The sequence below is a fragment of the Actinoallomurus sp. CA-150999 genome, from assembly GCF_050942425.1.
Lineage (GTDB): Bacteria > Actinomycetota > Actinomycetes > Streptosporangiales > Streptosporangiaceae > Actinoallomurus.
In genome coordinates this window covers 1,275,054-1,300,142 of record NZ_CP192063.1, presented here as the reverse complement: position 1 = coordinate 1,300,142, position 25,089 = coordinate 1,275,054, and the positions used below count along the sequence as shown (strand labels likewise).

Annotated in this window: 27 protein-coding genes; 14 read left to right on the top strand and 13 right to left on the bottom strand. The window is 71.3% G+C overall.

Translation table 11 applies throughout. From position 1 onward, the window contains the following. Positions 1–122: 122 nt before the first annotated feature. A complete protein-coding gene (locus ACQP2O_RS06205) occupies positions 123–1,340 on the bottom strand; it encodes a sensor histidine kinase (RefSeq protein WP_433180715.1) in 1,218 nt (405 codons plus the stop codon). Positions 1,341–1,549: 209 nt separating this feature from the next. Then, the gene (locus ACQP2O_RS06200) at positions 1,550–2,347 is read right to left on the bottom strand and encodes a CHAP domain-containing protein (protein ID WP_433180713.1); all 798 of its coding nucleotides are present in this window, start codon (positions 2,345–2,347) and stop codon (positions 1,550–1,552) included. 181 nt (positions 2,348–2,528) lie between these two features. On the opposite strand from ACQP2O_RS06200, the gene ACQP2O_RS06195 reads away from it, so the two are divergent. From ACQP2O_RS06195 to ACQP2O_RS06170, 6 genes are all read left to right on the top strand, one after another. Then, positions 2,529–3,179 (top strand): LuxR C-terminal-related transcriptional regulator, encoded by a 651-nt coding sequence (locus tag ACQP2O_RS06195; protein ID WP_433180711.1) that lies wholly within the window; start codon positions 2,529–2,531, stop codon positions 3,177–3,179. A 186-nt stretch (positions 3,180–3,365) separates the two neighbouring features. After that, positions 3,366–3,905, top strand: a complete 540-nt coding sequence (locus ACQP2O_RS06190; RefSeq protein WP_433180709.1) for a hypothetical protein — start codon at positions 3,366–3,368, stop codon at positions 3,903–3,905. Continuing rightward, positions 3,899–4,966 carry a GH25 family lysozyme gene (locus ACQP2O_RS06185; RefSeq protein WP_433180708.1) on the top strand — a complete coding sequence of 356 codons (1,068 nt, stop codon included), beginning with the start codon at positions 3,899–3,901 and terminating at the stop codon, positions 4,964–4,966. Before ACQP2O_RS06190 ends, ACQP2O_RS06185 begins: the two co-directional genes overlap by 7 nt. A gap of 108 nt (positions 4,967–5,074) precedes the next feature. Then, complete coding sequence (locus tag ACQP2O_RS06180; RefSeq protein ID WP_433180706.1) at positions 5,075–6,439, top strand: HD-GYP domain-containing protein; 1,365 nt, start codon at positions 5,075–5,077, stop codon at positions 6,437–6,439. Further along, complete coding sequence (locus tag ACQP2O_RS06175; protein ID WP_433190941.1) at positions 6,334–6,906, top strand: SgcJ/EcaC family oxidoreductase; 573 nt, start codon at positions 6,334–6,336, stop codon at positions 6,904–6,906. Before ACQP2O_RS06180 ends, ACQP2O_RS06175 begins: the two co-directional genes overlap by 106 nt. 14 nt (positions 6,907–6,920) lie before the next feature. After that, the gene (locus ACQP2O_RS06170; RefSeq protein WP_433180705.1) at positions 6,921–7,547 is read left to right on the top strand and encodes an NAD(P)-dependent oxidoreductase; all 627 of its coding nucleotides are present in this window, start codon (positions 6,921–6,923) and stop codon (positions 7,545–7,547) included. Positions 7,548–7,739: 192 nt separating this feature from the next. Here ACQP2O_RS06170 and ACQP2O_RS06165 read toward each other — a convergent pair whose 3' ends face one another. The 3 genes from ACQP2O_RS06165 to ACQP2O_RS06155 all read right to left on the bottom strand — a co-directional run bounded on the left by ACQP2O_RS06165 (position 7,740) and on the right by ACQP2O_RS06155 (position 10,011). Further along, positions 7,740–7,919: a hypothetical protein gene (locus tag ACQP2O_RS06165; RefSeq protein ID WP_433180703.1), complete on the bottom strand. Its 180-nt coding sequence runs from the start codon at positions 7,917–7,919 to the stop codon at positions 7,740–7,742. A 139-nt stretch (positions 7,920–8,058) separates the two neighbouring features. Further along, positions 8,059–9,282 (bottom strand): YbfB/YjiJ family MFS transporter, encoded by a 1,224-nt coding sequence (locus ACQP2O_RS06160; RefSeq protein ID WP_433180702.1) that lies wholly within the window; start codon positions 9,280–9,282, stop codon positions 8,059–8,061. A 429-nt stretch (positions 9,283–9,711) separates the two neighbouring features. Then, positions 9,712–10,011, bottom strand: a complete 300-nt coding sequence (locus ACQP2O_RS06155) for a muconolactone Delta-isomerase family protein (RefSeq protein WP_433180701.1) — start codon at positions 10,009–10,011, stop codon at positions 9,712–9,714. A 154-nt stretch (positions 10,012–10,165) separates the two neighbouring features. Between ACQP2O_RS06155 and ACQP2O_RS06150 the strand changes: the two genes are divergently transcribed. The 5 genes from ACQP2O_RS06150 to ACQP2O_RS06130 all read left to right on the top strand — a co-directional run bounded on the left by ACQP2O_RS06150 (position 10,166) and on the right by ACQP2O_RS06130 (position 16,470). Further along, on the top strand, positions 10,166–11,080 hold the full coding sequence (locus ACQP2O_RS06150) for a LysR family transcriptional regulator (protein WP_433180699.1): 915 nt from the start codon (positions 10,166–10,168) through the stop codon (positions 11,078–11,080). A gap of 282 nt (positions 11,081–11,362) precedes the next feature. Beyond that, complete coding sequence (locus ACQP2O_RS06145; protein ID WP_433180697.1) at positions 11,363–11,932, top strand: CGNR zinc finger domain-containing protein; 570 nt, start codon at positions 11,363–11,365, stop codon at positions 11,930–11,932. A 203-nt stretch (positions 11,933–12,135) separates the two neighbouring features. After that, positions 12,136–13,965, top strand: a complete 1,830-nt coding sequence (locus ACQP2O_RS06140; RefSeq protein ID WP_433180695.1) for a serine/threonine-protein kinase — start codon at positions 12,136–12,138, stop codon at positions 13,963–13,965. A 115-nt stretch (positions 13,966–14,080) separates the two neighbouring features. Continuing rightward, complete coding sequence (locus tag ACQP2O_RS06135; RefSeq protein ID WP_433180693.1) at positions 14,081–15,469, top strand: protein kinase domain-containing protein; 1,389 nt, start codon at positions 14,081–14,083, stop codon at positions 15,467–15,469. Between the two features lie 98 nt (positions 15,470–15,567). Beyond that, the gene (locus ACQP2O_RS06130) at positions 15,568–16,470 is read left to right on the top strand and encodes a phosphorothioated DNA-binding restriction endonuclease (protein WP_433180692.1); all 903 of its coding nucleotides are present in this window, start codon (positions 15,568–15,570) and stop codon (positions 16,468–16,470) included. A 132-nt stretch (positions 16,471–16,602) separates the two neighbouring features. On the opposite strand, the gene ACQP2O_RS06125 is transcribed toward ACQP2O_RS06130, so the two are convergent. Beyond that, positions 16,603–17,187, bottom strand: coding sequence for a TIGR03086 family metal-binding protein (locus ACQP2O_RS06125; RefSeq protein WP_433180690.1), 585 nt, complete (start codon positions 17,185–17,187; stop codon positions 16,603–16,605). Positions 17,188–17,271: 84 nt separating this feature from the next. Between ACQP2O_RS06125 and ACQP2O_RS06120 the strand changes: the two genes are divergently transcribed. Continuing rightward, a complete protein-coding gene (locus ACQP2O_RS06120; RefSeq protein ID WP_433180689.1) occupies positions 17,272–17,937 on the top strand; it encodes a TetR/AcrR family transcriptional regulator in 666 nt (221 codons plus the stop codon). A gap of 7 nt (positions 17,938–17,944) precedes the next feature. On the opposite strand, the gene ACQP2O_RS06115 is transcribed toward ACQP2O_RS06120, so the two are convergent. The 4 genes from ACQP2O_RS06115 to ACQP2O_RS06100 form a co-directional block, all read right to left on the bottom strand. Continuing rightward, positions 17,945–19,252: an RNA polymerase sigma factor gene (locus tag ACQP2O_RS06115; RefSeq protein WP_433180687.1), complete on the bottom strand. Its 1,308-nt coding sequence runs from the start codon at positions 19,250–19,252 to the stop codon at positions 17,945–17,947. Beyond that, positions 19,225–19,644 (bottom strand): YciI family protein, encoded by a 420-nt coding sequence (locus ACQP2O_RS06110; RefSeq protein ID WP_433180685.1) that lies wholly within the window; start codon positions 19,642–19,644, stop codon positions 19,225–19,227. The genes ACQP2O_RS06115 and ACQP2O_RS06110 overlap by 28 nt, the downstream gene beginning before the upstream one ends. Positions 19,645–19,760: 116 nt before the next feature. Then, positions 19,761–19,928, bottom strand: a complete 168-nt coding sequence (locus ACQP2O_RS06105; RefSeq protein WP_433180683.1) for a hypothetical protein — start codon at positions 19,926–19,928, stop codon at positions 19,761–19,763. A 16-nt stretch (positions 19,929–19,944) separates the two neighbouring features. Then, the gene (locus ACQP2O_RS06100; RefSeq protein WP_433180681.1) at positions 19,945–20,634 is read right to left on the bottom strand and encodes a haloacid dehalogenase type II; all 690 of its coding nucleotides are present in this window, start codon (positions 20,632–20,634) and stop codon (positions 19,945–19,947) included. Positions 20,635–20,738: 104 nt separating this feature from the next. Between ACQP2O_RS06100 and ACQP2O_RS06095 the strand changes: the two genes are divergently transcribed. Beyond that, entirely contained in the window at positions 20,739–21,329 is a 591-nt protein-coding gene (locus ACQP2O_RS06095; RefSeq protein ID WP_433180679.1) for a CGNR zinc finger domain-containing protein, read from the top strand. A gap of 153 nt (positions 21,330–21,482) precedes the next feature. Here ACQP2O_RS06095 and ACQP2O_RS06090 read toward each other — a convergent pair whose 3' ends face one another. From ACQP2O_RS06090 to ACQP2O_RS06080, 3 genes are all read right to left on the bottom strand, one after another. After that, the gene (locus tag ACQP2O_RS06090; protein ID WP_433180678.1) at positions 21,483–22,127 is read right to left on the bottom strand and encodes a dihydrofolate reductase family protein; all 645 of its coding nucleotides are present in this window, start codon (positions 22,125–22,127) and stop codon (positions 21,483–21,485) included. 157 nt (positions 22,128–22,284) lie between these two features. Beyond that, a complete protein-coding gene (locus tag ACQP2O_RS06085; protein WP_433180676.1) occupies positions 22,285–23,565 on the bottom strand; it encodes a cytochrome P450 in 1,281 nt (426 codons plus the stop codon). A 30-nt stretch (positions 23,566–23,595) separates the two neighbouring features. After that, entirely contained in the window at positions 23,596–24,174 is a 579-nt protein-coding gene (locus ACQP2O_RS06080) for a hypothetical protein (protein ID WP_433180674.1), read from the bottom strand. Between the two features lie 295 nt (positions 24,175–24,469). On the opposite strand from ACQP2O_RS06080, the gene ACQP2O_RS06075 reads away from it, so the two are divergent. Beyond that, positions 24,470–24,880: a hypothetical protein gene (locus tag ACQP2O_RS06075; RefSeq protein ID WP_433180673.1), complete on the top strand. Its 411-nt coding sequence runs from the start codon at positions 24,470–24,472 to the stop codon at positions 24,878–24,880. Positions 24,881–25,089 lie beyond the last annotated feature (209 nt).

Below are 25,089 nucleotides of genomic sequence, written 5' to 3'. Positions count from 1 at the left end.
CCCGGGGCGCCTTACGCAACGTGCCGCACCGCGCCGGGGTCGCGGCCACCGCTGCCCGCGCGTACTTCGCCTCGGAGAAACGGCTGGTCACGATGCCTGAGAGCGCTCTCACCGTGGCCCGCTCAGCACCCCTGTTGGACCTGCGGGTCGACGCTTTCCCGAGCCGGGGCGACGTGCTCTCGGCCCGGGTCGGCCGCGGGAAGCGGCAGCGTGATCTCGATGTAGGTGCCGGCTCCCGGCGCCGAGTCGATCAGCACCGTGCCGCCGATCTCGGCGATCCGGCCCCGGATCGACTGGTCCAGGCCGATCCCCCGGTGCTCGGCCGACGGGTCGAAGCCGCAGCCCTGGTCGACCACGCTGAGCGTGAGGACGTCCGGCTCCGCGCCGACGCGCAGCACGGCGGTCGACACGCCCGCGTGCTTGGCCACATTGGTCAGTGCCTCCTCGGCGGCCCCGGCCAGCGCCGCGCAGACCGAGGCATCGAGGGAGCGCCATCCCGGCGACTCCGTGAGCATGGTCCCGTTGAACTCGACGCGCAGGCCGTCCCGGGCCTTGCGCGCGACGACGCCCTGCAACAGGCCGACGAGGTCGCCGTCCGCGTCGGGGCCGCCTTCGACGAGCGCCCGGAGCCACGCGGTCTCCTCCGCGACCCGCATCCGGAACTCCCGGTCGGCGATCCAGGGGCCGCGGGCGAGCGCCTCCATGGTCTGCAGGATCCGGTCGTGCAGGATGCGGGCGTGCCGGGCGCGCTCGCGGTCCCGTGCCAGTTCGGCCTCCCGGATCCGGCTCTCGTCGAGCTCCCGGGCGGTCGTCCGCATCCGCCGGGAGACGAGGAAGGCCACCAGCGTGTTCGGGGCGTAGGTGAGGGCGTTGAGCGTCACGCTGATCGCCGGATCGCCGTGCCAGTACGCCGAGGCGAACGCGTCGGCGACGGCGAGCAGAGCGGTGGCGCCGATGACCGTGCGCAGGCGGCGCAGGGCCACGCCGAACGCCACGGAGCTGATGATCGAGTAGGGGTAGGCGAAGTACAGCCGCGCGTGCGGCTGGGCGGTGATCACCGCGCCGATCAGGAGCACGGCGACGATGAACCACACGTCCGCCAGGGCCCACTCGGGCCGGATCCGCCTGGCCCGCAGGCACGCCGCGCACAGCACCGTGCCTTCGACGAAGACGGCGACCGCGAGAGCGACGGCCGCCCAGACTCGGTTTCCGTAATTGGGAGCGTCGAATCCCACGACGAGTGCGATCTCGGCGAGGCCGCCGCATCGGAACAGCACCGCCGCGCGGGCGAGTGTCGCCTCATTCTGAGCGACGGCGCCGGCCGACGGGCGGGCATCCATTGGTCACCGTCCGGGTCACAGCCGTCCCCGGCGGGGATCAGCGCCCAGAAGTTACCACGGAATATCCCGGTGATCGCCCCGTCGGCCGCATCCGTATTCGGCCGCCCGTACGGCGGGAATGCGCCTGATCGAAAGGTGATCCATGGCTCACACCGTCGTTTGGCAAGCACAGATCATCGGCTTCTGCCGCGACGACGGCGATGGCCGGGTCAGAAACGAAGGTAACGGCTCGGGGCGGAGGCGGAGATGGTGCGGATGTTCAGCCGGTGGAAGTTGCCCCAGTTGTATTCCTCGACCTTGATGGTGCCATTGTTGTAGACGGCCGCGACATAGGCGACGTGGCCTTTGTCGCCCGCCTGGTTGTGGTTGTCGTCCCACTGCGCGACGTCACCGACGTGCGGGCTCGCGTCGACCGAGGCCCCGTGCCACATGTCGGCGTTGCCGAGCCAGTCGGGCGACTTGGTGTGGTGCAGCCCGTCGGAGCGCACCGCCCAGGCGGCGAAGGACGTGCACTCGCCCTCGTAGTAGCCGTGCCCGTCGGCGACCCAGGCGTCCTGGGCGGGCCACGGGTAGGCGTTCGGGTTCAGCGGCGAGCTCGGCGGAGCGTCGCAGTGGCGGACGCCGGGCGACCAGCCGTTCTTGTCCTGGGCCGGCGTGGTCACGAAGTGGTCGTAGACCCAGCCGCCCGCCGTCGTGTAGTCCCACGTACGGCTCAGGAGGTTGTCGTACGTGTCGGTGCCTCCGTCGTTGATCTGGCAGATCACGCCGACGGTGGCGCCCTCCTTGAGGGTGGTCTTGACGTTGCCGACCTTCGGGTCCGCCTGGACGGCGAGCGTGCCGTCGGTCCCGCTGATCTTGTAGTTGACCGGGGTCACGCACGTGCCGCTGTACGGGTCGGCGGCCGCGCACGCGCTCGCCGGCGTCGCGGCGCCGACGACGCCGACGACGCCGAGCACCGGCGCGGACAACAGCGCGGCCACGGCCAGGCGTGCCAGGTTTCGCACCATGACTCTCCTCCATCTGAAGGCGGGGTGGGGTCGACGACGAGTCTCGGGCGGGCACCGGCGCGCGTCATGTCAGGCGTTGGGGAGCACCTCGCCGTGGTGCGAATACACCTCACCCCCGGCGGTTGACGGCACCCGCGCACCCCCACGAGGGTGGTCAGGAACGAAGGGCGGGAGATAGGACGTGGTGGCGACGCACGGCATCCGAGTCGGGGCCATCGACGACCATCCGGTGACGCTGCGCGGGATCGAGCTCCTGCTCGCCGAGTTCCCCGAGATCCACGTCGTGACCACCGCGGACACCCCGGCCGCCCTCCTCGCGTCCCCGGAGGTCGGGCGCGACCTCGACGGACTCGACGTCGTCCTGGTGGACCTCTACCTCGCCACCGACGTGCCCTCCCTGGACGTGGTCCAGGAGCTCGCGCCCCGCGTACCGGTCCTGGTCATGTCCGCGTCGCGGCACCGGCACGACGTCGTCGCCGCCATCCGCGCCGGTGCCTCGGGATACCTCACGAAGGACAGCGCGGCCGACCAGTTCGCGGCGGCCATCACCACGGTCGCGAGCGGTGGTTTCTTCCTCTCTTCGCAGCTCGCCGACATGGTCGGCGCGGTCCTGGCGGGCCGGACCACCGAACCGGAGCTGTCACCCCGCGAGGAAGAGGCGCTCGGCTGGATCGCCCGCGGCTTCACCCACGCGCAGACCGCCCGGCGGATGGGCGTGACCAAGGCGACGGTCGACACGTACGTCGAGCGGATCCGCCGCAAGCTGCAGGTCGGGAACAAGGCGGAACTCACCCGCGCGGCCCTCCGACGGCGCGGCCGCCCGAGCGTCTGACCCTTTCTCTCGCCACGAACCACGGCATTGCCGGCTCTTCGCGTGTGGTGCGTTCGCACCACAGGGCGGCGTCATTCTTCTACCGGACGGCGGGGACGTGCATTCACCTGGCATGACCGGTGCCGCGGGCGCCGGTGAGAATCGGCGCGTCCGGTCAACGGCGCCCCGCGAGAAAGGCGGCACTGAATGCCCTCCAAAAGACTCCTCCCGACGGCCTTGGCCGCCGCGGCATTCGCCGTGGCGGCCCTTATCCCCGGCATGTCATCCGCGTCCGCCGCGGTCGACCACGACCCGTGCGTGGCGAGCCCGAACCATTACTGCGTCGGACCACGGGTCACCACGGGAAATCAGTGCCCGGGCGACCAGTCTTTCGCGGCGACCGACGGGTACGGCGTGCCGATGCATTGGACGTACTCGGGCGGCAACACGTCCTGCGTCCGGGTCGACTACTCGTACGACGTCTCCGCCAGGACGACCAAGCGTTGCCAGTTCTGGTTCTACGTGCCCGCCGGCCATGCGACCGCCCCGGTGTACATCGGGTACTGGATCCGCCCCTGGAGCACCAAATTCTCCGTCAAGCTCGACGAGAACGCCCATGAGGGCTGGACCCACGTCTTCGACGCCGCCCAGGTCTACGACATCCAGTTCCAGGACAACAACGGCACGACGGCGCACGCCATCGGCTGGGGCGACGGATCCCGTTACGGCTGGAGCGTCTGGTGCTGAGCGGGGGCTCGGTGGCGCGCAAGGTCGTCGTGGGCGCCGCTGCGATGGCGGCGCTCGGCCTGGGGAGCGGCGCGGCGTCCGCCGCGACACCGACGCCCGGTCCGCTGCGCGCGCCCGTCGCCAGGGCGGCGGGCGGCGCGACCGTCCCCGGCCTCGACGTCTCGAGCGGGCAGCCGAACATCAACTGGTCGCAGGTGTACGCGTCGGGGCGGCGGTTCGCCTACGTCAGCGCGGCGGACGGCACGGCCAAGAACGCGTCGTACGCCGCGCAGACGAACGGGGCGAAGGCGGCCGGGCTGCTGGCCGGCGCGTACTTCTTCGCCGAGCCGGTGTTCGAGACGGGGACCACCCACGCGGACTGGTTCCTGGACCAGATCCACTACACGCCCGACGGCCGGACGCTGCCTCCGGCCCTGGACGTCGAGCACAACACGAGCCAGCCTCGCTGTGACGGGGTGAGCGCGGGCACCTGGCAGGCGTACATCCGCGACTTCACCGCCGAGGTCAAGCGCCGTACGGGGGCCGACGCGGTGATCTACGTTTCGCCCGCCTTCTGGCAGGACTGCGTCGGCGGGAGCACGGCGTTCGCCCACACCAACCCGCTCTGGGTGGCGCACTGGGGAGTGAGCCAACCGGCCATGCCGGGCGGCTGGCCGTACTACACCTTCTGGCAGACCGGCGTGGGCCCGGCGCCCGGGGTGTCCGGCGACGTCGATCTGGATCTCTTCGGTGGTTCGATGGACCGGCTGCGCAAGTTCGCCCCCGGCAAGGCGGACGGCCTGCCGTACCAGGTGACCGGCGTCGACGCCCAGGGGCTCGCGGTGCAGAGCCGGCCCCACGTCGGCCACGTGGTCCGCTACGCGCCGGAGGGCGCCACGCTCTCGGTGTCCTGCCAGACCGTCCACGGCGACCAGGTCGACGGCCGGGTCAAGAACGGCCGGCCCTTCACCACCTGGGACCGGCTCACCGACGGAACGTACGTCTACGACTGGTACATGAACACGCCGGTGGTGGGCGCCGACGGCTACTCGCCGGGCATCCCCCACTGCGCGGGCGGCTGACCCGCCGCCGAGAAGGAGCCGCGCCCGGCCGGGGAGACCGGCCGGGCGCGACGCGTTACAGGAGCATGCCCGCGCGGCCTATCGCGGACGATCACGATCTGTGACACTGTGACTACAGTCGTCCCCTGGGAGGTCGCGATGCGCGGACTGCCTCTTGCCGCACGGGCCTATGCCGGCGGTGTCATCGCCTTGGCGTTCGGCGTCATCGCCACGTCCTCGTTAACGGGCCTGTGCTGGCCGAGGCTCGCCATCCTCGCCGCGCTGTTCCTGGTCACCGAGTCGTCGGCGGCGACGCTGACGATCAAACGCGCCCGCGTTTCGATGAGCTTCTCGACGGGCCTGGCCGCCGTGGTGCTGGCCGGCCCGGTCGGCGCGACGCTGATCGGCGTCACGGCGATGCTCACCGGCCGGCGCGACCTCGGCCTGATCAAACGACTCTTCAACGCCGCCCAGTACGCCCTGAGCGGTTACGCCGCGGGCGCGGTCTTCCTGTGCCTCGGCGGCCACACCTACCGCTGGGGCGAGGCCGACTGGACGCGGCACGTCCTCGGCCCGTTCGTCGGCGCCCTCATCACGTTCGTCACGGTGAACCTCGCGCTGATGGCCGCCGTCCTGCTCATCAGCCGCCAGGCGACCTGGCGGGAGGTGCTGGCGACCGGGCGCCTGGTCGCCCCCTGGTGCCTCGCGTTCGGCATGATCGGGCTGCTGATCGCGGGCATCTGGCCGACCGCCGGCGGCCTGTCCGCCGTCCTGGTGCTGATGCCGCTGTTCACCGCCCGGTGGGCGTTCACGCAGATCGCCGCCCAGCAGCGGGCGCAGGCGGCCACCGTCGCCGCGCTCTGCCAGGCGGTCGAGACCAAGGACTACTACACCCGCGGCCACAGCGAGCGCGTCGCCTACGGGTCGGTGATGATCGCCCGGCAGATCGGCATGCGGACGGACCGGATCGACCGGATCCGCTACGCGGGGATGCTGCACGACGTGGGCAAGCTGGGCGTGCCGACCAAGGTGCTGCAGAAGCCCGGCCAACTCACCGAGGAGGAGTTCGCCGCCGTCCAGCTGCACCCCATGCGCGGCGAGGAGATCGTGCGGGGCATCGACTTCCTCGACGAGGCGCTGGGCGGCATCATGCACCACCACGAGCGGCTCGACGGCACCGGATATCCCATGGGCCTGGTCGGCGAGGAGATCCCCGAGTTCGCGCGCATCATCGCGGTCGCCGACACCTTCGACGCGATGACCTCGTCCCGCTCGTACCGTCCGGGCCTGCCGATCCAGACCGCGATCGACGAGCTCCGGCGCGGTGCCGGTACGCAGTTCGACCCGGTGCTCGTCGACGCCTTCCTCACCGCCCTGGACCGCCAGGGCTGGGTGAAGGCAGAGCTCGTGCCGCCGCCCGAAGGCGACGAGGTGGAGACCACCCAGCGGGATCACGACGACCCGTCCACTCCCATCGAGCTGACCGGGGCGTAGAACACACCACCGCCATCAGCGCCGGCACCGCCGCCCCAGCCGATCTCGTCGCCGTCCACGCCCTGCTCGAGCAGAGCCAGGACGCCTGGAACCGCGGCGACGGCACCGCGTACGGCGAGCTGTTCACCGACGACGCGACGGACGTCACCTACGTCGGGACCGTCTACCGCGGCGGACCTGAGATCGGCCGCGCCCACCAGGCCCTGTTCGACAGCTTCCTGAAGGGCAGCCGGCTCGCCATCGAGATCGTCGACATCCGCTTCTTCGGCGCCGACACGGCCGTCGTCGTCACCCGCGGCGACGTCCACAAGGGCAAGCCGAAGAAGCTCGGCAAGCTCGCCACCTACACGCTCGTCCGGGAGAGCGGCCGCTGGCGGATCGCCGCCGTCCAGAAGACCCAGCGCAAGGGGCTGATGGAGGCCATCTCCTTCAGGTTCCAGCCCGCCACCAAGCCCGCCGCCGGCTGAGGAGCACGAGTCCCATGGCCTCCATCGCCGTCATCGGCGCGACCGGCCGCACCGGGCGGATCATCGTCGACCAGGCCCTGGCCCTCGGACACCGGGTCACCGCGATCGCCCGGAGGCCCGGCGCCCTCTCCGGCGTTCATCCTCGCCTCACGCCGGTCGGCACCGACGTCCAGACGCCCGGTTCGCTGCACGGAATGCTCGACGACCACGACCTGGTCGTCTCCGCGCTCGGCGCCACCGGACGCGGACCGACCACCGTCTACTCGGCCGGCACCGGCGAGATCGTCGCGGCCATGAAGCCCAGCGGACGCCTCATCGTCATCTCCTCGGCCGGGCTCGGCACGCCGGCCGACGCCGGAGCCGCCACCCGGCTGCTGGCCCGCGGCCTGCACCGCCTCATGCGCCACACCTACGCCGACATGACCCGAATGGAAGAACTCCTTGCCGACAGCGACCTGACCTGGACCGCCGTACGCCCCACCCGGCTGACCGACCGGCCCGCCGGCGGACGCCCCCGCACCTCCATCGGCGCCACCGGCCGGGTCGGCACCCAGACCTCCCGCGCCGACCTGGCCGCGGTCATCCTCGACCTGATCGACGACCCCCGCACCCACCGCACCGTGGTGGCCGTCTCCTCCTGAACCACGTGCTCAGCACCCCTCCCCAGCGGCCGCACCGCCGGGGCGCGCGTTCAGAAGACGTCGGCGAAACAGCCGAGAGTGACGGCCACCATGGTCAGGACCACCGACAACGTCATGAGCGCTCTGGAAATCCGCATCGTGTTCCTCCTTCACGGACGAGCCGCCCGCCGGGCGTCTCTTTGAGGGTCGGGGTCAGGCGACGACGGTCGCCTCGATGGCCACCGGGATGTTGTCGCGGGTGGCCTTGGAGAAGGGGCAGCGCCGGTGGGCATCCGCGCCAAGCGCCTCTGTGGTCCGAGGAGGCCGCCGCGCGGCCTCTCCGATACGGCCCTCTCGGGTCGCGGTGACTACGGCGGTGTAGCTGGAAGCCATGGCGATGCCCTTCGCGAAGGAACGTGCCCGAGAACCCTCGAGCGCGTCATCGGTTTAACTGATGACGAGATTCGCATTGGCGAGCGTCATCTGTCAAGCCGATGACGCGACGCGCCGGCGGCGACGACCTTGGCAACGATCAGGGCTGCACGGCCGGATCGCTCGGCGCGGGCATGCGGTGCGGGAAGCCGACCCGAAGGACGGCGGCGGCGATCGCGGCGGCCAGGACCACGACGGCCGCGAGGATCAAGGCCTGGCGATAGCCGTGGTGGAGCAACGGGCTGACGACCAGCGGTCCGAGGATCTGGCCGACGGAGTACCCGGCGGTCAGCAGCGCGACCGAGCGGGGGAACCGCAGGTGGGCGCCGGTGGCGAGCGCGATGGTGCTGACTCCGAGGAACGTGGCGCCGAAGAGGAGCGCCGAGATCAGTGCCGCGGCCACCCCGCCGATCAGGGCGGGCAGGGCGATGCCGATGGCCTGCACGACCAATGCGGTCAGCAGGAGACCTGGGCGAGACCAGCGCCGGCCCGACCACGCCCACAGCGCGGAGGAGGGGACGGCCGCCGCTCCGACCAGCACCCAGGCACCGCCGCCGATCCACCCCGGGGAACCCTGCTCGATCGCGGCGACCAGGAACGTTCCGGCGATGATGTAGCCGATGCCTTCGAGGGTGTACGACGCGAACAGGGCGGTGAACCAGCGATGGGTGCGCGGCTCCGTCGCCCGTTCTCGTACCGGGGACGCCGTGGTCACGGGCTGAGGTGCCGGTTCCATCCGGAGGTTCCACGAGGCCGCGGCGAACACCATGGCCAGCACGGCGGACGCCCACCAGGCGGCGCGCCAGTCGGCGACCGAGCGCAGGAGCAGGACCAGCAGCCCGGACAGGGCGATGCCGGCACCGACGCCGCCGAAGGCCCAGCCGGGCAGATGAGCGGGGTGGTCGCGCAACCGGCCCAGCAGTGAGCCGACGGCGATGACGAAGATCAGCGCGCTGGTCACGCCCGCGCACAGCCGAAGCGCCAGCCACAGCGCCGCGGTGTGCGTCAACGGCATCGCGGCGAGGGTCACCGCCAGTACCAGCAGGGAGCCGCGCAGGACGACCGAAGAACGCGTCAGCCGCGGCAGGAAGATGCCGGCGAGGGCCCCGACCAGATATCCGACGTAGTTGGCGGTGGCGAGATCCGCGCCGCTCCCGGCCGACAGGCCGGCCTGGGCGTGCATCAGAGGAAGGATCGGGGTGTAGACGAAGCGGCCGACGCCCATTCCGGCCGCCAGAGCGGCGGCGGCCTGGATGACGTGGATCCAAGCCGATCGGGGCACGGCGCCGTGCGTGGTGCGGTCCTGCAGGGACGATGGGATCACAATGTTCCTCGAGAGGGCGAGTCCGTAACGGGGTGCCGGGCGGCTCGCCGCTGTACAGGTTGTCGGATGGCTCCCGGCCGTACGGAATGCCAGGCGGCTCCCCGCCATGAGGGATGCCGGACGGCTCCCCGCCGTACGGGATCTCGAGCCGCTCCCCGCCATACGAGATGCCAGGCGGCTCCCCGCCATACGAGATGCCGGACGGCTCCCCGCCGTACGAGATGCCAGGCGGCTCCCCGCCATACGAGATGCCGGACGGCTCCCCGCCGTACGGGATGCCAAGCCGCTCCCCGCCATACGGAATGCCAGGCGGCTCCTGGCCGTGCGGTGCTTCGCGCGAGGAGCGTGCCGTCGGTCGGACGGCGGCGCCGCTGCCCGTGCTCCGCCGCATGCCCGTCGGCGCGGGCGTAGGGCGAAGGGGCGTGCCGGTCAGGCGGTGTCGCGCGTGCCCGGGTCGTTGGGATGGGGCTCCACGGGGGTGACCGCGAGCGTCATCCACGGGCGGAGCGGCAGGGTTCCGAGGACCTTCTCGTGCAGGTCGGCCTCGTCGTCCGCGCGCCACAGGCCGATGCTGCGGAGCTCCCCGACCGGGCGCCACAGCCGGGCCAGGTGGCCGGTGGCTGCCAGTTCCTTGGCTCGTGCGGCTTCGGCGGTGCGGCGGCGCTCGACCTCGGCCGGGTCGGTGCCCTCGGGGACGGTCGTGGTGATCTCTACCAGAAACTCCTTCATCGCGATTCCTCGATGCTCGTCGGCGGACATCCGGGGCACCGGATGCGCTCCGGCGCTCCCCTGATTCCAAGCGTGCGGTGCCGCTCGGGCCGACGCCACGACCGGTTTCCTCCCTGCTGGTAGGCACAGACTCCCAGGCGCTTAACATGCGGGAGTGGAGCTGCGCCAGTTGCGGTACTTCCTCACGGTCGCCGAGGAGCTGAACTTCGGACGGGCCGCTGAGCGGCTGATGATCGCCGGGCCTTCGCTGTCGCAGCAGATCAAAGCGCTCGAACGCGACCTCGGGGTGCGGCTGTTCGATCGCGACCGCCGCTCGGTCACCCTCACGCCGGCCGGCGCGGCCCTCCTGCCGCACACCCGTGCCCTGCTGGAACGCGCCGACGACCTCCAGCGGCGTGCGGCCCGGATCTCCGGTTCCGAACCGGTACGGCTCGGTTACGTCAACTGGGTGCCCGCGGACCTGACCGCCCGAACGTCCGCGGTCGCCCGGCTCCACGTCGACGCCTGGATCGCTCCGTCGCACGCCCAGGCCGCCCGGGTCGCCGACGGCAGCCTCGACCTCGCGGTGTGCTGGGTACGGGCGGCGGATCTCGCTCGACACGGCCTGCAGGCCCGGCTGCTCGGCGCCGACCGGCTCTACGCCGTCTCCACCGGCGAGGACACCGGCGATGTCGAGGCCCGCGACACCACCGTCCTCCTCGACGACGACACCACGTCCTGGGAGTCCTGGAACCTCTTCGCCGAGCAGCTCGCCCGCGACACCGGCGCCCAGGTGATGCGCATCTCCGACGGTGGAGTCACGGGCCCCGCCTTCTTCGACCACGTCCGCCGCAGCCGGCGCCCGATCGTCAACTGCCCCAAAGGGCAGACCACCCCGCTGCCGCCCGACCTCGTCCAGCGGCCGGTGATCGCCCCGAAGGTCTACTGGACGTGGTCACTCGTCTGGCGCCACGCCGAGGTCCGCTCTGCCGTGCTCGCCGCCGCGGACGCTCTCACCGACGGCGTCGGCGACCTCGGCATGCACGAGCCGGACGCCTGGCTGCCCGACGGCGACCCCTACAAGCGTTAGAGGTCACCGTGGATGACCGGGTCTCGGCCCGGTCGCCCTCACGACCCTGTGCCCTCGCCCCGGTCACCGCAGCAGAACAGATCGGAACATCTCGCGTCGGCGGGGCCCGCGATTCGAGCAGCGCGGCGCGGACGTCCGGCTCGGCCTCCGCGTCGTCGACGTGCCCGTAGACGATCCGGAATCGGCTCCGACACCCGTGCGACCGCGCGCTCTGTCCGCGGGCCTGACCGGCCTGGTGCCAGGCCCTTTGCACGCCAGATCGTCATCGGTCAAACTGATAACATGGAACACGTCTTCCCCTGCGGCAACCCGGCGCTCGACTTCGTCGGAACGCTGCGCGCCCGGCGCAACGCCGCCCCACGGGAGATGCTCACGTCGCCGGGAAGCCTGGACGCGTGGTTCCGGGAGTCGGGGATCGTCGACGGCGACACGGACTCCCGTCCGTCCGACGTCTCGAAGGCGGTGGCACTCCGGGAGGCGGTCTACTCGCTCATCGCCGCGAAACTGGCGAAGGAGGGCTTCGACGAGAGCGCGGTCTCGCTCGTGAACGCCACGGCGCGCACCCCCTGTACGATCCCGCAGCTCGGCCCCGCCGGGCGGCGGATCGAGGCCACCCCGGACCAGGCCCTGTCGTCCATCGCGCGGACCGCGATCGACATCCTCGCCGGGTCGGACGCGTCGCTGCTCAGCGAGTGCGGCCGGCCCGAGTGCACGCAGGTCTACATCGATCGTTCACGCGGGTCACGCCGAGAGTGGTGTTCCACCAAGTGCCGCCACATGGTGAACGCCGCCGCCTACCGCGCCCGCAAGAGAGAGGACCGGTCCCGCCCGGCGACCGCACGACCGCACTGACCACGGACACCGGGCACGCGCGCTCGTACGCCATCGCCGTACGTCCTCGGCGAGGAGCCTTCCGGATGAGAGCGGGGTGGCCGGAGGTGGCCGACCCGGGCGGCACCCGGAAGCGAAATCTCCCGTCTTAAGAACGATGTCCTGATGACGGCACCCCGCGGATGACGCGCCGGGAAGCGGGGCCACGGTCGGCGGGAGGGCCCATGAGCGGCTGGCGGGTACCGGGATTCACCGAGGTACGGGAGCTCGGTGCGGGCGGCCAGGGACGCGCGGTGCTGGTCCGGGAGGACGGCTCGGGCCGGCTCATGGTGTTGAAGTACGTGTTCGCGGCGGCCGACCCGGAGACGCGGGAGTGGTTCCGCCGGGAGTCGGCGCTGATGAAAGGGGTCGTCAGCCCGTACGTCGCCCGCTGGTACGACTACTTCGACGACCCCTCGGGCTCGGCGATCCTCATGGAGGCCATCGACGGGATCTCCCTGCGGGAGGTCATCGCCGAGCACGGGTCCCTGGACCCGCTCGCCTCCCTCGTGGTGCTCAAGGGCTCATTGCTGGGACTCGCCGCCGCCCACGCGGTGAGCGTCGTGCACCGCGACTACAAGCCGAACAACGTCGTCGTACGAGGCGACGGCGTCAGCAAACTGATCGACTTCGGCATCGCGGCGCTGTCCGGCGGGCGTGGACCCCGAGCGGGCACCCCCGCGTACATGGCGCCGGAGCAGTGGCGGGACGAGCCCGCGACGCCCGCCACCGACGTCTACGCGGCGACCTGCGTGTTCTTCGAATGCGTGACCGGCCGCAGACCGTACGAGGCCGACGGCGTCGCCACCTGGAGGGCGCAGCACGTCGGCGCGCCGATCCCGGTGGAGGACGTTCCCGAGCCGCTGCGCCCGCTGATCGAACACGGCATGGCCAAGGACGCGACGGCTCGTTTCGCGAGCGCGGCCCGGTTCGTCGACGAACTCGAGGAGGCCGCGACCCACGCGTACGGCCCCGAATGGGAGACGCGCGGCGCACGACGTCTCGCGATGCTCGGCACGGCACTCGCGGCGTTGTTCCCGCTCGCCGGCCTCCTCGCCGGATCGGGCGGTACGACCACCGGTGCCGGAGCGGCGGGCGGAACCGGAACGAGTGGCACCGGTACGAGCGGCGGTTCGACGGCGCACGGGACCGCACACCTTACGCGGGTGGCCGGAACGAAACTGGGCGCCAAAGTCGCGGTCGGGCTCGGCGTCGGTGCGGTCGTCGCCGCCGGCGCGGCGGGCGTCTACGTCTCCCGCCCGCACCACAGGCCGACGCGCACGGCGACGCCGACGCCCCTCGTACGGCCCGTGTCCTTCGACGTACGGACCGAGAGCCGGAATTTCCCGGGCATGCCGTTCGACCTGGACCGTGCGCAGTACATCACGGTCTCGGGGTATCGGGATCCGGCGATCCAGCAGAAGGTCGACCAGGCCTTGCACGAACCGATCGACACCGGGGTCGCCGAAGCCCGCGCCATGTGGGGCGATTTCTGCAAGCGGAACCAGCAGCCGTCCCCTCGCACGCCGCGGCCGATCCACGTCTCCGCGCGGATCGTGCTGCGCGGCCCGCGAGTCCTCTCGGTCCTCTCCATCGTCGACGTTCCGGTGTGCGTCGCCGGCGGCAGTTCGATCGCGTCGCGGGCGGTCAACATCGACCTGACGACCGGCCGGGTTCTCACGCAGGCGGACATCTTCCGTACCGGCGTGCTCACCCAGGCGGGATTCAGGGCGCTGGCCGACCGGGTCCCGCAGCCGAAGGCGAACGGTGCCTGCGACTACATGCCCATGACGCTGTACCGCGGATCGATCTCCGGAATGTCGATCGGCCTGGCGTCCGACCACCTCGAGTTCAACTGGTATCCGGGCGAGAACTGCATGGGCTTGTTCACGATGGTCAAAGTGCCCTACGCCCGCCTCTCGGACCTGTTGAACCCGCAGATCCTGGCGCTGGTCGGGGCATCCGCGGCGAATTCTCCGTCGCCTTCCGGCCGGCCGTCCCCGAGTAACAGTTGAGCCGGACCGGTTCGGGTGGCGGTCGCCTGCGGCTCGCGAGCGATGTGTCCGGCAGACGCCGTGAGTGCGGCGATCTCCGCATTTCTCTCGCGCCGGACGAGTTAATGTCCGTTCTATGGAAGGCGGGGCTAACAAGTTGATCGGCGGGCGTTACCGGCTTTCCGCTCAGGTCGGCAAAGGCGGGATGGGCACCGTCTGGCGGGCGTGGGACACCGTGCTCGACCGCGAGGTCGCGGTGAAGGAACTGATCCTCCCCGCTGACCTTCCCGGAGACGAGCGGGCGGTCCGCATGCAGCGGGCGATACGGGAGGCGCGCTCGGCCGCCGGGCTCGACCATCCGGGCATCGTCACGGTCTTCGACATGATCGAGCACGAACGCACACCTGTGATCGTCATGGAGTTCGTCCGCGGACGGTCCCTCCAGCAGATCGTCGCCGCCGAGGGGCCGTTGCCGCCCTCCCAGGTCGCCTCGATCGGCGCCCAGATGCTCGACGCCCTGCGCACGGCGCACGCCGCGGGCATCGTCCATCGCGATCTGAAGCCCGCCAACGTCCTGGTCACCGACCGCCGCGTGATCATCACCGACTTCGGGATCGCCAGCATGACAGGCGACTCGTCGCTGACCGCGGCCGGCGAGCGCCTCGGCACTCCCGCGTTCATGGCGCCGGAGCAGGCGAACGGCATGGAGGCCACACCGGCGTCCGACCTGTGGTCGCTCGGCGCGACCCTGTACACCTGCGTGGAGGGCAGGCGGCCGTTCGAGGGCTCCGGCGGCTGGGCCGTCCTGGCGGCGGTGCTCACCGCCGATCCACCAGCTCCGCTGCGTGCCGGACCGCTGACCCCGCTGCTGCGCGCACTGCTGACGAAGGATCCCAACGCGCGGGCCACCGCGGCCGACGCGGCGACGTTCCTGGACGCCGTGATCTCCGGGCACCAGGCCACCGAACCCCGTTACGAGAACCGCGCCACGAAGCGCCTGAATGAGCCACCCGTTCCACCTGCCCCACTGGGCCCCCGGCGCCGTACGAGCACGGCCACGGTCGCGCTGCTCGGCGCGCTCTGCCTGCTGGCGGTCGTGACGGTGGGCACCGTGGCGCTGTGGGCGGACCGCCTTCACTCCGGCCACGCCAACGTCGCGGGCGGATCGACGACCGGCTCCTCGACCACGGCGACAGGACCGGACGCCACCTCGCCCGCCTCCACGACCGGTCCGAGCGCCGGAAAAGCGACCTTGGGCGTGTTGCTCGACACGACCTATCCCGGCCCCGGCGCACGCATCGCCACCGCCGGAACGAACGGCAGGCCCGCCGTCTTCCCGGGAGGTCCGGCCGCCCTGGTCGGCCTGCAGCCGGGTGACATCATCACGGTCTTCGGCGGCTCCCCCGTCAACAACACCACGATCCTGGTGGCGCTGCTCCAGCGCTACGCGCCCGGCGATCGCGTCTTCCTCACCTACCAGCGCAACGGCGTACCGGTGACCACTCAGGTGGTCCTGGGGCGATGACCGGCGCATCCCGAGCGGAAAGCCCGGCTCGCCGAGAACTCCCCGCTATCACCCGACATAGGACTGATTCGTCCGGGCGGCGTGGCACAGTGGCGTGGGTGCTCAGGGAAGATCTGCTGGAGCGGCTGGCCGGCCTGCGCCGGGCGAACGTCGGCGGTGTCCGCGCCCCGCACAAGCCGTTGCTCCTGCTGTGGCTGTTCGGGCGGCTGACGGCCACGGGGAGCAGCGCCGTCACCTATGAAGACGCCGAGGAGCCGGTCAGCCTCCTCATCAATGAGTTCGGCCCGCCCGTCGCGAGTCCGTCGGCGGCTCGGCAGCGCGCCGCGATGCCGTTCGTCCACCTCGAGCGGGAGCTCTGGGAACTGCGGGACGGTACCGGCGCAGAGATCGGCCCGGATGCGCCGGAACGTCGCGGATGGCTCCTCGACCGCGCGGCGACCGGACGCCTCCGGCCTCCGGTGGAACGGCTGCTGGCCACGCCGTCCACCATGGCGGCGGCCGTACGGGTGCTCCTCGACCGTCACTTCACGCCCGCCCTGGCCGAGCTGATCTGCACGGCGGTCGGCCTGGACCTCGCCGCTCTCGACCCGACGTCCGGGGGACGCGGCCGCAAGGCGGGATTCGCCGAGCAGGTGCTGCGCGCGTACGCCTACGCGTGCGCGATGTGCGGCTTCGACGGAGCGCTCGGCCGCAACCCCGTCGGTCTCCAGGCCGCGCACGTCCGATGGCACAGCCAGGAGGGGCCGGACGAGATCGACAACGCGCTCGCCCTGTGCGCCCTGCATCACGCCCTGTTCGACCTGGGAGTCCTCGGGCTGACGAGCGAGCTTCGCATCCGCGTGTCGGAGCTGTACGTCGCGCGCAGCGATGCCGGCCAGGCCGTCCACGCACTCTCCGGGCGCCGTCTCACCGCTCCGCAGCCGGGTCGGCCCACCCTCGCCGCCGACCACGTCGCCTGGCACACCCGGCAGGTGTTCAAGGGCCACCCGGCGGCCGCCTAGGAGGGGTGTCCGTCCGGCCGCGCGGCATCCGGAGCAAGACCCAGCGGATACCCCCTCAGCTGCGGCACGGCACCGATCGACTCTGCCGCCGAGCAGCGGAGGTCATTCCGTGGCGGCCCCCCGCCGTACGGCTCAGCGGGCCCATTCCGGGTCGCGGCCGAGATAGCGCAGCAGCGCGGCGGTGGCGTCGTCGGCCGGGTGCGGGTCGAGGGCGGGCGCGTAGGCGAAGCCGCGGAGCGGCTCGGCGAGGGCCTCGGCCACCGGCAGGAGGCGCTCGGACAGGTCGGTGCTCAGCGGCGACGGGCGACCGGTGGCGACCGCGATGTCCCAGGCGTGCACGGCGGCGTCCAGCGCGGCGGCGCCGACGGCGATCTCGGCCGGCAGTGGCCCCTGCGGCAGCGGCGTCGGGACGGCCTGCGCGTCCGGCGTCACGGTGGCGAAGGCCCGCGCCGAGGTGTCCAGGGCGGTCTCGAGGAGGTCTTTCGGGTCGCCGGGAGCGTCCGTCGCGGGGTCGAACGGGTTCTCCTCCGGCCCGCCGGCACCGGTGATCGTGGCGGCGTAGGCACACTGGTCGCCGGCGGCGTGCCGCAGCACCTGGGCGACGTTCCACTGGTCGCACGGCGTCTTCGCGGCCCAGTCGGCGTCGGCGACCTCGGCGACGGATGCGCGCAGCGCGTTGTGGGACTGCTCGAGCAGCGACCAGGACGTGGCGGTCATGCGAACCTCCGGGTTAATCGGAACGGATCGTTCTGTTCAAAGATTATCGGAACAGAACCTTCCGTTCAAGCTAGAATCGGGACCATGGAGACCAAGACCCCTGGCCTGCGAGGCCGCCAGGCCGAAGCCGCCCGCAACGACCGGGTGATCCTCGACGCCGCCCGAGCCGTGTTCATCCGCGACCCTGCGGCGCCGATCTCGGCGGTGGCGGAGGAGGCGGGCGTGGGCGTCGGCGCCCTCTACCGGCGCTACGCCGGCAAGGAAGAGCTGCTGCGCACACTCTGCGAGGACGGCCTGCGCCGGTTCATGGCGATCGCGGAGTCGGCGCCGGCCCGGCACAGCGATCCCTGGGACGCCTTCGCGGCCTTCGTGGGCGAGGTCATCGACTCGGACGTGCACTCCCTGACGGTTCACCTGGCCGGCACGTTCACCCCGACCCCGGAGATGCACCGCCTGGCCGCGGACGCGTCCTCACTCGCCGCGCGGATCCTCGAGCGCGCGAAGACGGCCGGCGCGCTGCGGCCGGACGTGGACGCCCGCGACATCCCGATGATCTTCGATCAGATCACCGCGATCCGTCTCGGCGACGCCGCTCGCACCGCCGCCCTGCGCCGCCGCTACCTGACGCTCGTCCTGGACGCGCTGCGCGCCGACACGTCGGCCACGCCACTGCCCGCCTCCCCACCGAGCGACGAGGAACTCGGACGGCGGTGGCGGCACACGGAGTCGGCACGCCGCCCCCGCCGGTGACGCGCGCTCAGGCCAGGTCGGTGAGTTTGCGCTGGAGCAGGCGGCGCTCACGCTCGTTCCCGCAGAGCCGTACGGCGAGCTCGATCTCATGGCGCGCGTCGTCGCGCTTCCCGAGGCGTCTGAGCAGCTCACCGCGTACGCTCGGCAGCAGGTGAGAGCCGGAGAGGCCGCCCGCCGCGACCAGGTCGTCGACGATGGGCAGCGCGGCCGCCGGGCCCTGGGCCATCGAGACCGCGACCGCCCGGTTGAGCTCGACGACGGGTGACGGCGCCAGCCGGCCGAGCGCCTCGTAGAGCAGCACGATCCGTTCCCAATCCGTCTGCTCGACGGAGGTCGCGACCGCATGACACTCGGCGATCGCCGCCTGCACGCCATAGGCGCCGAGCCCACGGCCGACCCGCCCGGCCTGGGCCAAGGCCGCCCGGCCGCGCCGGATCGCCGCCCGGTCCCAGCGCCGACGGTCCTGCTCCTCCAGCAGGACCGGTTCGCCGTCGGCGTCCAGGCGCGCCGGGAACCGTGCGGCGGTGAGCTCGAGGAGCGCGAGCAGGCCGTGCACCTCCGCCTCGTCCGGAACCAGCCGCGCCAGGATCCGGGTCATCCGGATCGCCTCGCGAGCCAGGTCGGGGCGGATCCACTCGCTTCCGGAGGTGGCGGTCGAGCCCTCCGTGAAGATCAGGTAGAGCACACTCAGCACCGAGCCGAGCCGCTTGCGACACTCATCGGGCGGCGGCACCTCGAACGCCACCCGCGCGGCCGCGAGCGTCTTCTTGGCCCGCGTGATCCGAGCCTGCACCGTGGCGGTCGGTTCGAGGAAGGCCCGGGCGATCTCGTCGCTCGTGAGACCGCCGAGGACGCGGAGCGTCAGCGCGATCTGCGCCTCCCGCGACAGCACCGGGTGGCAGGCGATGAACATCAGCGCCAACACGTCGTCGTCGATGCGGTCCGGATCCCACAGCAGGTCGCCGTCCGGTGCGGGCGTCGCCGGGTCGCCAGAGGCGACACCGCCCTCGTCCAGATGCCGGGCGAGGGCGGCGTACCTCTCGTCGAGAGCCGAGCGGCGGCGGAAGGAGTCGATGGCACGACGCCGCGCCACGGTGAGCAACCACCCCGCGGGATTACGCGGCACGCCGTCGCGCGGCCAGGCGACGAGCGCCTCGGCCAGCGCCTCCTGGGCCAGGTCCTCGGCCAGCGCGAAATCGCCGGTGAACCGCGCGAGCGTGCTGACGATGCGCGCGGACTCGATCCGCCACACCGCCACGACGGCCTGCCGGCCGCCGTCCGGCGGGGTCACAGCTGGCCGGTCGCCACCCGCCACGCCCGCTCCTTCTGAATCCACTCGTTGTCCTGCGGGAGCTCGTCGATGCTGGTGACGCGACGGATCTCGGCCTTCATCCCGGGACCGCTCATCGGCGCCCGCTTGGCCCACGCGACGGCCTCTTCCTTCGAGGCGACATCGAGGATCCAGAAGCCGCCGAACAGCTCCTTGGTCTCACCGTACGGCCCGTCGGTGACGACCGGAGGGTCGGAGGAGTAGTCGACGACGACGCCCTGCGACGCGTCGTCGAGACCCTCGGCGGCGACCAGCACGCCCGCCGAGATCATCTCGTTGTTGAACCGGCCCATCGCCTCGACGATCTCGTTGAAGTCGACGTCCATGAAGGAGGCGTACGCCTCGTCGGTCGCGCGCATGATCAGCATGTACTTCACGGTCTTCTCCCGCAGAGTCCCGGGCCCCTTTCGGACCCTCTCACCCCTGAGTCGAACGGCGGAACCGCCGAATCGACATCGCGGGCAAAAAATCTGAAACCTCGTGCCACCGCTGGTCAGGACGCCTGGAGCTCGGCGAGCCCGGCCAGCGCGGCGGCGGCCGGCCCGCCAGGTTCGGGCCGGTAGGCGATGATCAACTGGCCGTCGGCGCCGTCGATGCGCAGTACGTGCCGGCGCATCGGAAACCGGCCGACGAGCGGCTGGTCGAACAGGTGCCTGTTCACGCCGGAGGCAGCGTGATCAGGTCTTGCCGAGTCGGTCGGCCAGGCCGGCCAGGCCGTCGACGTGCAAGTCGAACCGGTCCGAGGAGGTGGGCGGGTCGCCGACGGGGCGGGCGACGTAGGCGGTGCGCAGGCCGAGGCCCTGCGCGCCGCGCAGGTCCCAGGCGTGGGCGGCGACCATCAGCAGCCGCTCCGGCGGTCGTCCGGAGACGGCGACGGCCAGCCGGTAGACCGCCGGGTCCGGCTTGTACGTCCGGGCGTCTTCGGCGGACAAAGCCTGGTGCCAGCGCAGTCCGGCATGCGCGTTGAGCCCCAGCAGCGCCGTCCGGCTCGCGTTGGAGAGTCCGATCAGCGGGAACCGGTCGGCGAGCCGGGCGAGCCCTGCCACGGTGTCGGGCCACGGCGGGAGCCGGCGAGCCGACAGGGCCAGCGCCGCCACGGCGGCCGGGTCGTCGACCCCGGCGGCGTCGGCGACGAGCCGGGCGGCCTCCCGGTCGAGGGCGTCGCTGGTGACGTAGGGCCGGCCGCCGTCGAGGACGCGACGCTGTTCGCGGTCGATGTGCCGCTGCCAGAGCGACAAGAGCCGCTCGATCCTGGGATCGTCGAACGAGGGGTCGAGTTCCCGGATGCCGGCGCGGATACCGGCGGGTTCGTCGACGAGCGTGCCGAGCACGTCGAACACGACGGCATCGATCTCCAGCTCTGACATGGGCGAGATCTCCTGAACGGGGGCGTGGGCGGCGGTCGCCACTCCGCGTCACATGTAAGGGATAAAGTGGCCTTTAATCGACGTTAGCGGGAGGTTCGTAAGGGATGCAAGTTGCTTTTGACGATTACGTCTGGGCGGCGGGCGTCGCGACCGAACTGGTCAACACCACCACCGAGGTCTGGCGCGGCGACGACCACCTGCCCGACCTGGCCGCCCTCGTCGCGTTCACCGACCTGCACGGAGACGGGGCCGGCGCACTGTCCGAACTCGCCCGCCGCGCACGTGGCCTCCATGCGGTTCACGCACTTCGCACGACCGTGCGCGACCTGATCGATCACCCCGACCGCGACCACCTCATCACCGGCGCCACCACGCTCACCTCGCCCGCCCAGGGCACCACCCTGATCCCCGATCCCGGACACGAGAACCGCACACGCTGGGCCGCCCCACTCCGCGACGGGGCGACCATCGCCGATGCCCTCTCATTGATCTGCGGCATCGGCATCCTCGGAGTCGTACACACCCTCGGCGAGCAGCGATTCCGCCCATGCGGCGCACCCACCTGCCGGGGAGCCTTCATCGACACCACCCGACCCGGTCGCCGCCGCTACTGCATGCCCGGCCTGTGCGGCAACCGGATCAACGTCGCCAACCACCGCGCCCGCCAAGCCGCAACGCGCATCGACTCCGAGTAGTCCCGATGAGCGAGTAGCGGCACCATCGATCGCCGATCACCAGCGCCACCGCTACGGCTGCGGCGGGTCGGCCGGAACAGGCGGCACGCCCGGCGTGGAGGACGCCGACCTGGCGGATTCAGTGCCGACGACGCGGACCCCGTGGGACGGGCTTCAGTCGTCGCGCTCGACACCGCGATCGGGTGCGGTCATGTCCCCCGACCCGGGCGCGCCATCGGCGAGCCCGTACCGCAGGTACACGGTGCCCCTCGGACCGGCCACCGGCGGTTCGAGGAGTGTGACGTTCGTGGGCACCGCGCCACCGTCGAACACCTTCTTCCCGACGCCGAGCATGATCGGGTGCACCCAGAGGTCGAGACGGTCGAAGAGCCTCTCGCGCAGGAGGGTCTGCACCAGGTTCAGGCTCCCGACGACCTTCACGTGCTCGTGCCGGTCACGGATCTCGCGCACCGCGGCGGCCAGATCCGGGCCGAGCTGCGTGGACCCGGCCCACGAGAGGTCGGGCCTGCCACGGGAGGCCACGTACTTCGGGACGCTGTTGAAGAGCGTGGCGATCTCGTTGTCCTGGCCGCCCTCCTGGTACGGCCAGTAGGCGGCGAAGATGTCGTACGTTCGCCGGCCGAGCAGGAGGGCGTCCGTGCCCTCGTACGCGGCACCGACCTGCGCCCCGGCGACCTCGTCCATCAGGGGCGCCTGCCAGCCGCCGAACGGGAACCCCATCGGGTCCTCGTCGGGGCTGCCAGGCGCCTGCCCGACGAGGTCGAGGGTTGCGAACAGCTCGATGTGGATGAGACCCATGCCTTACTCCCGATGAGTTGGTCGTCTCGAGTTCTCTCGGTCGGGAGGTAGACCTGTGGGCGCCGGCAGACTCATCGCTGCGACAGCACCCGGCTTCGTACTCGTCGACCGCATTCCCCGGTGCATCGGTCTCCGCAGTGAGCTGTACGGGAGTGATCTATCGGGAAGCGCCGACCGGGGGCGTCGGGGAGAACTCCACCGGCAGCGCGGTGAGGCCACGGATCTGGAAGGACGACCGCCATTGGAGTTCGCTCGGCGGGAGCGCCAACCTCACGTCCGGAAGGCGGTCCAGCAACACCTCGACGGCGGTCTCGGCGATGATCTCGGCGATCTCCGGAGCCGGGTAGGGGCACCCGTGGTCGCCGTGGGAGAAGGACAGGTGGGCGTGGTTGCCCCCTGCGCCGACGTCGAGTCCGGACCGTACCTGCGGATCGGCGTTTCCTCCGGCCAGCCCGACGACGAGCAGGTCACCGGCCTTGATGTGCCGTCCGCCCAGGAGGGTGTCACGGGTGGCCCAGCGACCCACGGTGCCCTGCGCGGGCGATTCATCCCACAGCACCTCGTTCATCGCCTGACCCACACTCTGGCGGCCGCCCGCCAGGGTCAGAGAGAACCGGTCGTCGATCAGCATCAGCCGGAGGGTGTTGCCGATCCAGTTGGACGTGGTCTCCTGTCCCGCCGTCATCAAGATGATCAGGTCCTGAGCGAGTTCCTCATCGGTGAGGCCCGCCGGGTGGGTCACCATGCGGGAGACGACGTCGGAGCCGGGCTCGACGCGTTTGGTCTGCACGAGCTGGGACATCACGGCAGCGACCCGCCCGAAGGCCTCGAGGGAGTCCTCCCCGCCGTCCAGCGCCGTGACGACGTCCCGGGCGACGGCCTCGACCTGGTCCGGGGGTATGCCCATCACCCCCCCGACGGCCAGCACCGGCATCGCGTACGCGTACTGCGTCAGCAGTTCCGCCGTGCCGTTGCCGGCGAAATCGTCGATCAGCCCGTCGGCGAACCGCTCGCACTGGGCCCGCAACGCGAACTGGTCGACCTCCGCCAGGGCGTCGCTGATCGCCCCGCTGCGCCGCCGATGCTCGGCCCCCGCGGTGAACAGGATGGAGGGCTGGTAGCCGACGAACGCCATCAGCGGCCAGTCGGGCGGGACCCGATCCCACTGGTTCCAGTGGCGGGAGTCACGGGCGAACAGCGTCGGGTCGCCGACGACGTGGTGGAGCTCGCGGTACCCGATCACCAGCCAGGCGGGGATGTCACCCACGAGCAGTACGGGCACGACCGCCCCGTGATCCTTCCTCAGCTCCCCGTACATCCGGGCGGGGTCTTCCCTCTCGTAATTCGATCCGTACAGGGGAACGGCGTCCGGGTGAGGCGGGGACGGAGGGCCCAGGGGCCGGATCGTCGCGTCAGCGGTCGGGTCCAGTGGAGACATGGCCTGCTTTCCAGGAGACTGCGATCAGGCTCACCCGGCGCTCGGCGCCGGGGAGGATTCATGGGCGGGGTGCGGGCATCCATGGCTGCCATGGGCGAACGACAGGTGCGCGTAATTCGCGGTGCTGCCGGTGGAACCGGTGGGCCGCACGTACGGATCGGCGTTCGCCCCGGCCGGGCACATGATCAGGCTGTCGCCGACCTTGATGTGCCGGCCCCCCGAGCCGGGTGGGCCGGCCCGCGAGGTTGTTCCGCACCGGCTCGTCCTCCCACGGCACCTCGTTGAACGCCTGGCCGACGCTCCCTCCGGAGAGAGCCAGTCGTCGGTGAGCATCGACCGCGGGGTGTCGCCGATCCAGTTGGCCGTCGGCTCCTGGCCTGCGAGCCCCAGGACGACCATGTCGGCGACGAGTGCCTCGTCGGTGAGGGCGAACGCGTGCGTCACCATGCGCGAGGCGACGTCCGCACCTGGATCCGTGCGCTTTTCCGGTACGAGGCGGTGCATCGCGGCGACGACCGGCCCGTAGACCTCGGCGGACGCCTTCACGCTGTCGACCACCGTGACCAGACCCCGGGCGACGGCCTCGCTCTTTCCCCAGGCAAAGGCCAAGGATTCCCGTGACGGTCAGCACCGGCATCGAATAAGCGTACTGCTGCATCAGCTCCGCCTCACCGCTGTCGGCGAAATCGTCGATCAGGCCTGTCCGCGATCCGCTCGGCGCAGCCCGAACTGGTCGACCTTCGCCAGGGCATCGCTGATCTCGTCGTGGCGCCATCGAAGGCGCAAAGCGAGGCTGAAGTGGCCGTTCCGACGGGCAGAGCCCTCCGCCCGTCGGCACGGCCATCCCGGAACCTGACGCCCCCGCCGGAGGCATGAAGATTTGCCCGATTAGTACGATTCGCCCATGTTCTCCGCCGAGCCTGTTACCAGGTCGACTCTGGGGCGAGTCTTTCCGATCGTCGCTCCGCGGCCGTTGTCGGCTGTGCCCGATCGGATCTGGATGGATGAGGAGTGGGAGCGCATCTGTATCGGTTATCGAGCGCGTGACATGGACGAGAAGTGGGACATCTTCGCCGAGGGCGACAGGCTGTTCATGCACCGAAGCTGGACCGGATATGGCATCTATGAGGTGTCATTCGTCGGGGCCGAGGGTGGTGTCCGCATCTCTGCGGGTGTCGTTGAGTCCGATAGGGACCGCTATCGTTCTCGCTCTGATGAGTTCGACGGTGTGATGCTCGAACTGCTGATTCGCTCGGTCCTTCTCGGCGAGGCGGCCACCGAGTTGCGCGAGAAGCTGTGGGGTCGATCCCGGTGAGCCACCGGATCGTCCGGAGGGCAGCCCTATAGCCGGCGTTGTCAGAGTCGGGAGCGGGATGTCGGCGGGCCACCCGATCGGCACGGCCGGAGGGACCGGCGCCCACGCCGCACGCCCGTAGGGCGTGCCAGAGCGGGCGGCCTGCGGCGCCGCGGAGCGCCGCCGCCTACATCGCACTGCCGGCTTGCGCCGGTTCCTTGATGCCGGGG